The organism is Streptomyces sp. SM1 (genome assembly GCF_002910825.1).
Classification (GTDB): Bacteria; Actinomycetota; Actinomycetes; order Streptomycetales; family Streptomycetaceae; genus Streptomyces; species Streptomyces okerensis.
The window spans coordinates 1-3,823 of record NZ_NEUB01000555.1 but is presented as its reverse complement, the minus strand read 5'-3'; the positions used below and the strand labels follow the sequence as shown (position 1 = coordinate 3,823).

Sequence of the window (3,823 nt, the reverse complement as noted above, 5' to 3'; positions counted from 1 at the left end):
TCCGGCCGGCCGCCGGACCGCGGGGGTGGGCGGGCCGGGCACGGGAGGGACGGTTCGGTACGGGTCTCGTCGGGAGCCGGGCGCCGCCGCCCTGGTGGTCAGTCCTGCTTGCCGGTGGGCGGGTCCAGGCGCTGGTGGATCAGGCGGGCGAAGTGGGCCAGGGTGCGGCCGGTGGCCAGGTCGGCCGGTCCGAGGCGGACGTCGAAGAGATCTCTCGCCCGGACCAGGAACTGCATGCCGAGGAGCGAGTCCAGTCCGAAGTCGGTGACGTTGAGCGCGGGGTCCAGGTCGGCCGGACCGGTCTGCAGGACGTCCGCGAGGAGCTGGGTGATCGTCTCGGTGATCTTGCCGACCGCCTCCTCCGGCGGGAGGTCCGCCAGCGTGCTCAGAAGCTCGTTGCGGGCGTCCGGGGAGGTCTCGGAGGACGTCGGGACCAGCGGGGCGAACCGGGGGGTGGTCAGGGCGGGCAGCAGGTGGCGGGCGGCGCCCCAGCGGTAGCGGCCGGCCCCGGCGACGTCGGTGCCGGCGGCCGTGAGGCGGTCGGTGGTGGCCAGGACCTCCTCCGGGGTGAGGAGTTCGAGGCCGCGTCCGGTCATGGCGGGGCCCATGCCGCTGCGGGCGACGTAGCCGGTCTCGCCGATCGGTCCCCAGGCCAGTGCCGTACCCGTCCGGCCGGCGTCGCGCCGTGCGCGGGTCAGGGCCTCCAGGTAGGCGTTGGCCGCCGCGTAGGCGGCCTGGCCCGGGTTGCCGATGCCGGCGGAGACGGACGAGTAGGTGAGGAACAGGTCCAGCTCCCGGTCGGCGGTGAGCCGGTCCAGCAGGGCCGCGCCCCCCGCCTTGGGTGCCAGCACGGCGGCGAACCGGTCGTCGGTGAGGTCGGCCAGTACCGCGTCGTCCATGTGCATCGCCGCGTGCACCACCCCACGCAGAGGGTGCCCGGTGGCGTCCACTTCCTCGATGACCCGGCGCAGCGCGCTCTCGTCGGTGACGTCTGCGGCGTGGGCGGTGGCACGTACGCCGCGGTCGGTCAGTTCCCGGAGCAGGGCGGGGGCCCCGGGTGCGTCCGGTCCGCCGCGGGAGAGCAGGGCGAGGTGCCGGGCCCCGCGGTCCGCCAGGTGCCGGGCGGTGGCGACGCCGAGTCCGCTCAGCCCGCCGGTGATCAGGTAGGTGCCCTCGCCGTCGAGGCGGAGGGTGCCGGGGGCGGGTTCCACGGGGACGGGTTCGTCCAGGGGGTCGAAGGTGACGACGACCTTGCCGGTGTGCCGGGAGTGCTGGAGGAGGTGGAAGGCCTCCTCGACCCGGGCGGCGGGGTGGGCCGTGTGGGGCAGTGGGCGGTAGGTGCCGGAGGCGGCCTCCGTCTCGAAGTCCGTCAGGAGGCGGGAGCCCAGTTCCGGGGAGTCGACGACGGCGTCGAGGTTGAAGCCGATGAAGGTGAGGCTGCGGTCGAACGGCCGCAGGGTGATCGGGTTGTTGAGGAAGATGTCCCGCTTGCCGAGTTCGATGAAGCGGCCGTTCGGGCGCAGCAGGTCGAGCCCCTGCGCGATGGCCTCGCCGCTGAGGGAGTTCACCAGGACGTCCACGCCCCGGCCGCCGGTCAGCTCCCGTACCCGGGGGACGAAGTCCAGTCCGCGGGAGTCGAGTACGTGCTCGGCGCCGAGGGTGCGCAGCAGGTCCCGTTTGGTCTCCGTGCCGGCGGTGGCGATGACCCGGGCGCCCTGACGGCGGGCGCACTGCAGGACGGCGAGCCCCACCGCCCCGGCTCCGCCGTGCACCAGCACGGTCTCCCCGGGGCCGAGCCGGGCCTGGTTGACCAGGGTCTGGTGGACGGTGAGGAAGGCGACGGGGAAGGTCGCCGCTTCGGTGAAGCCCAGCCCGTCGGGGATGCGGATGACGGCGTCGGCGGAGGTCGTCGCGTGGGAGGCGAGGGCGGCGGGCACCAGGCCGCAGACCCGGTCGCCGGGCTTCAGGTCACGGACGCCCGGTCCCACGGCACGCACGACGCCGGCGCCGTCGGTGCCCAGTCCGCGGCCGAGCGGACTGTTCTCCACCGCCTCGGGCGGCAGCAGGCCGTTGGCCCGCATGGGGTCACGGTAGTTGAGGGCCACGGCCCGCATCTCCAGGGCCACCTCGCCCGGTCCGGGCTCGCACGGATCCGTCTGCCGCCAGATCAGCCGCCGGCGCAGCCCGGGATCGCGGGCTTCGAGGATGTACGGCGTGCCGGCGGGGGCGGCGGCGGGTTCGTCCACCGGGTGCTGGACGTGCCGGGGGACGAACCGGCCCCGGGCAGTGAGGAGGATCTCGTCCTCCTGGGTGTCCGGGCCGTCGAGGGCGAGGAGTTCGCCGGCCAGGCGGCGGGCGTCGGTGCCGGGGTCTCCGGTGCGGTGGCAGGACAGGCGGCGCAGGCGCAGGTCGGGGCGTTCGTTGGCGAGGGTGCGGCAGGCCGCCCAGACGGCCGCGTCGACCGGGTGGGACGGCTGCTCGGGGGCGGGAAGGAGGCCGGTCGGGCGGGTGACGAGCCACACCCGGGGGCTCGTGCCGCCCCGCAGGCCGTCGCAGGCGGCGGCGAGGGAGCGCAGGAGGGCCGCCCGGCGGGTGGTCCGGGTGAGAACGTCGTGCGGGCCGGGTTCGGCGAGCAGCAGGACGACGTGCGGTACGGGATCCGTGGTCAGCGTCCGGCGCCAGGCGGCGGCCTCGTCGGGTGCGGTGACGACGGCCGACTCGCCGAGGTGGGCGGCCAGGGCCTGTCCGGTCGCCGTCTCGGTCGCGTCCTCGACGGCGATCACCCAGGCGGTGCCGGGGGGCGTGGGCGGGGGTGCGGCGTCCGGCTCCCGGTCGTGGTCCGCCGCGGCGAGGAGGGCGGAACGGTCGTCGGGTCCGGTCTGCGCGACACCGGAGAAGCCGCACTGCCGCAGCAGCGGTGCCCACCGGTCGCGGGGGAGGACGCGGGACGCCGGGCGCAGGGTGTGGTCGCCGCGCTCCCAGAAGTCGTTCAGGGTGCCGGCCGACAGGGCCTGGAGCGGGGCGTGGTGCGGTTCCGCCGCCAGCAGGAGTCCGCCGGGGGCGAGCACCGTGTGCAGCCGGCGCAGGGTGGCGGCCAGGTCGGTGGTGGCGTGCAGGGCGTCGCCGGCGAGGACGAGGTCGAAACCGCCTCGGGGCAGGCCCTGGCCGATCGGGTCGGCGTCCGGGTCCAGGACCCGGTGGTCGACGAAGTCGTAGGCGGCGAAGCGGTGTTCGGCGCGGGTGAGGCCGCCGCCGGTGGTGGCGGCGCAGGTGTAGCGGGTCCGGTCGGCCGGCAGGACGGGCAGGGCCGCGGCCGTCAGGGCGGTGGTGGCGGCGCCGAACTCGAGGACGCGCAGCGGACGGTCGGCGGGCCAGCGGCCGACGATGTCGCCGAGCAGGGCCTGCACGGCGCGGTGGGTGAAACGGTGGGCCGGACCGGTCTCGTGGAGTTGCTCGTGGGCGCTGTCCCCGGCCGGCCGGAGTTCGCGCGCGTCGGCGCGTCCCCGCACCACGTCGGGCAGCCGGCACAGGTGCCGGTTGAGGAGCAGCGTCTCGGCGCCGAACGCGGGGTGGTCCTCCACCAGGGCGCGCAGCATCGCCCCGGCGTGGATCTCCGCGCCGGTCAGCTGCCACGCCTCCCCCACCGGCCGGGCGAGGCCGTGCTCGGCCAGCAGGGGCAGCATCAGCCGGACGAGGCGCCGGTGCCGGGGCTGCAGGCCGCCGGTCACCAGGTCGCTCATCGTGAAGGGAGCGGCGGGGTCGGTGAGCAGACCGTGCAGGGTGCCGGCCCAGCAGTGGGCGCCGGCCTGTTCGGCGGCGGCGG

Annotated in this window: 1 protein-coding gene; it reads right to left on the bottom strand. The window is 76.1% G+C overall.

Annotated features, from left to right (window positions below):
- Window positions 1-98: 98 nt before the first annotated feature.
- Window positions 99-3,823: SDR family NAD(P)-dependent oxidoreductase (locus B9S61_RS13605; protein WP_146064827.1), on the bottom strand; the 3,725-nt coding region annotated here is incomplete at its 5' end.